Raw genomic sequence first — 3,079 nt, 5'->3', positions numbered from 1 at the left:
CCCGAACGCAGCAGCCGCAGCAAGCGGCTCCCCAGCAGAGGCAGGGCCGGACCCGCTCCCCGCAAGGCGAGCATCCCGCCCCGTAACCCGCGCTGTCGAAGAAGCCGCCTCGATCCCGAGGCGGTTTTTTATGCCTGCTTTCTGCGGCGTCTGTTGAAACCGTGTGCCCGGGGGACCTTCCGGCCGTTCGTGGCATACTGAGCCCAGGCTGCGCACTCAAGACGCGGCCGTACCGATCGTGCAGGCGCTTTGTGCGCGCCCGGCACAGGAAAGGAACCATCATGGACATCGTACTCCCCGACGGCTCGGGCAAGGAACTCGCCGACGGCGCCACCGTCGCCGACGTGGCCGCCTCCATCGGCGTGGGCCTCGCCAAGGCCGCGCTCGCGGGCATCGTGAACGACCAGCCGGTCGACCTGTCCGCGCCCGTGGCCGAGGGCGACTCCGTGGCCATCGTCACCGCCAAGAGCGACGAGGGCCTGGAGCTCCTGCGCCATTCCACGGCGCACGTCATGGCCGCCGCGCTCGTCGACCTCTACGGCGACGTGCAGTTCGGCGTGGGGCCGGCCATCGAGGGCGGCTTCTACTACGACGTGAAGACGGGCCGCGCGCTCTCGCCCGACGACTTCGCCGCCATCGAGGCCCGCATGGCCGAGATCGTCAAGGCGGACGAACCCTTCGAGCGCCGCGTGGTCACCCGCGCCGAGGCCGAGGATATCTTCGCGGACCAGCCGTTCAAGCTGGAGCTCATCGCCGAGCTTCCCGAGGACGCCGTCATCACCACGTACACCATCGGCAAGTTCACCGACCTCTGCCGCGGGCCGCACCTGCCCTCCACCGGCAAGCTGGGCGCGTTCAAGCTGACGAAGCTTGCCGGCGCATACTGGCGCGGCGACGCCGAGCGCGAGATGCTCACCCGCATCTACGGCACGGCGTTCTTCAAGCAGAAGGAGCTGGACGAGCACGTGCGCAACCTGGAGGAGGCCGAGAAGCGCGACCACCGCAAGCTGGGGCGCGAGCTGGGCATCTACGTCATGGACCCGCTGGCGGGCGCCGGCCTGCCGCTGTACCTCCCCAAGGGCGCGCGCATCATACGCACCCTGCAGGAGTGGCTGCGCCGCGACCTGTACACGCGCGGCTACGAGGAGGTCATCACCCCGCACATCTACAACGCCGACGTGTGGAAGACCTCGGGCCATTACGGCTTCTACAAGGAGAACATGTACTTCTTCGAGATCAACGAGGGCGATGACGAGAACCCCCGCATGACCGAGTACGCCGTGAAGCCCATGAACTGCCCGGGCCACGTCATGCTGTACAAGAGCGAGCTGCATTCCTACCGCGACCTGCCCCTGCGCTACTTCGAGTTCGGCACGGTGTACCGCCACGAGATGTCGGGCGTCGTGCACGGCCTGCTGCGCGCCCGCGGCTTCACCCAGGACGACGCGCACGTGTTCTGCACGCGCGACCAGGTGGTGGACGAGGTGGTGGCCATCCTCGGGCTCGTGGACCACATCATGTCCACGTTCGGGTTCGAATACGAGGCCGAGATATCCACGCGCCCCGAGAAGTCCATCGGCACCGACGACATGTGGGAGCATGCCACGGGTGCGCTCAAGGAGGCATGCGAGCGCCACGGCCTGTCCTACGACATCAACGAGGGCGACGGCGCGTTCTACGGCCCGAAGATCGACATCAAGGTGAAGGACGCCATCGGGCGCACCTGGCAGTGCTCCACCGTGCAGGTGGACTTCAACATGCCCGAGCGCTTCGGGCTCACCTACCGCACCGAGGACAACACCGAGGAGCGCCCCTGGATGCTCCATCGCGCCATCTTCGGCTCCATCGAGCGCTTCTTAGGGATCCTGATCGAGCACTACGCCGGCGCGCTGCCGCTGTGGCTGGCCCCCGTGCAGGCGGCCGTGCTGCCGCTGGCCGACCGCCACAACGAGGCGGCCCACGAGCTTGCGTTGAAGCTGGCCGACGCGGGCGGGCGCGTGGAGGTGTACGACCAGAACGAGCCCATGCGCGTGAAGATCGCGAAGGCCCAGAGCCAGAAGATCCCGTACATGGTGGTGCTGGGCGACAAGGAGATCGAGAACGGCACCGTGTCCGTGCGCGAGCGCCACGAGGGCGATCTCGGCGCGTGGGACGTGGAGAAGCTGGTGCAGACCATCAAGGACGCCGCGCTGTAGCGGCGTGCCGGGCCGGGCGGCGCCTGCGCGTCGTACGGCCAAGCGGCGGCCTGCGCCGTGCCGCATTGGCTATCTTAAGTGGCCCCCGCCTGGTCGGGGGCCTTTTTCTGCTTGTCGAACGGGGCTTCGGCAGGTATGATGGCCCAGGGTAGGTCAACGATAGGGGAGGGGAACGTTTCCATGAAGAGAATCAAGATCGCCGCCGTCTGCGCCGCCGCGCTCATGGTGCTGTGCCTGGGGGCGCTCGCGGGATGCGGGCCGAACGACGAGGAGGTCATCCGCAACGGGGTGGCCGAGGAGCTGGACGGGCTGAAGAACCTGGACGAGGCGGCGCTCGCCGACCTCATGTCCGGTGCGGACGTTGCGGACCTGTCCGAGTTCGGCATCGACGCGAACGAGTTCATGAAGGCTTACCTGGCCGGCTTCGATTACCGTATCGACGACGTGACGGTCGACGGCAAGGAGGCGCATGTCGACGTGGCGCTCACGTGCAAGAGCTACGCCGCCTACGAGCAGGCGCTCGAGGATGCCGCGGCGAAGCTGGCCGAGGACGAGTCGTTCCTCGAGCTTCCCGAGGCCGAGATGAACCAGAAGATCGGGGAGACCGTGATGGAGGCCACGGCGGCCATCGAGCCGGTCGATGCCGGCTCCGTCACGATCGACTACACGCTCGAGGGCAGCACCTGGACGCCTACCGAGCAGTCCACCCGCAACATAGCCGAAGTCCTGTTCGGCTAGGAGGGCGCGGGCGTGGAATACGGCTGGGGGTTCGCGGCGCTCATGGCGGGCCTGCTGCTCACGGGGCTCGTGTTCGTGGTGACGGGCATCCAGATGGCCTGCGGCCGCTGGCGGCATGCGCTCGCCGGCGCCGCAGGTCTTTCGGA

2 protein-coding genes are annotated in these 3,079 nt (G+C 67.7%); both read left to right on the top strand.

Annotated elements, in window-relative coordinates:
• The first annotated feature begins 281 nt into the window (after window positions 1-281).
• Window positions 282-2,195 carry a threonine--tRNA ligase gene (gene thrS, locus GPA_RS01190; RefSeq protein WP_015538713.1) on the top strand — a complete coding sequence of 638 codons (1,914 nt, stop codon included), beginning with the start codon at window positions 282-284 and terminating at the stop codon, window positions 2,193-2,195.
• A gap of 180 nt (window positions 2,196-2,375) precedes the next feature.
• A complete protein-coding gene (locus tag GPA_RS01185) occupies window positions 2,376-2,933 on the top strand; it encodes a hypothetical protein (protein WP_015538711.1) in 558 nt (185 codons plus the stop codon).
• Window positions 2,934-3,079 lie beyond the last annotated feature (146 nt).

Origin of the sequence: Gordonibacter pamelaeae 7-10-1-b, assembly GCF_000210055.1 — a bacterium.
GTDB classification, from domain to species: domain Bacteria; phylum Actinomycetota; class Coriobacteriia; order Coriobacteriales; family Eggerthellaceae; genus Gordonibacter; species Gordonibacter pamelaeae.
This window is presented reverse-complemented; position numbering and strand designations above follow the sequence as displayed.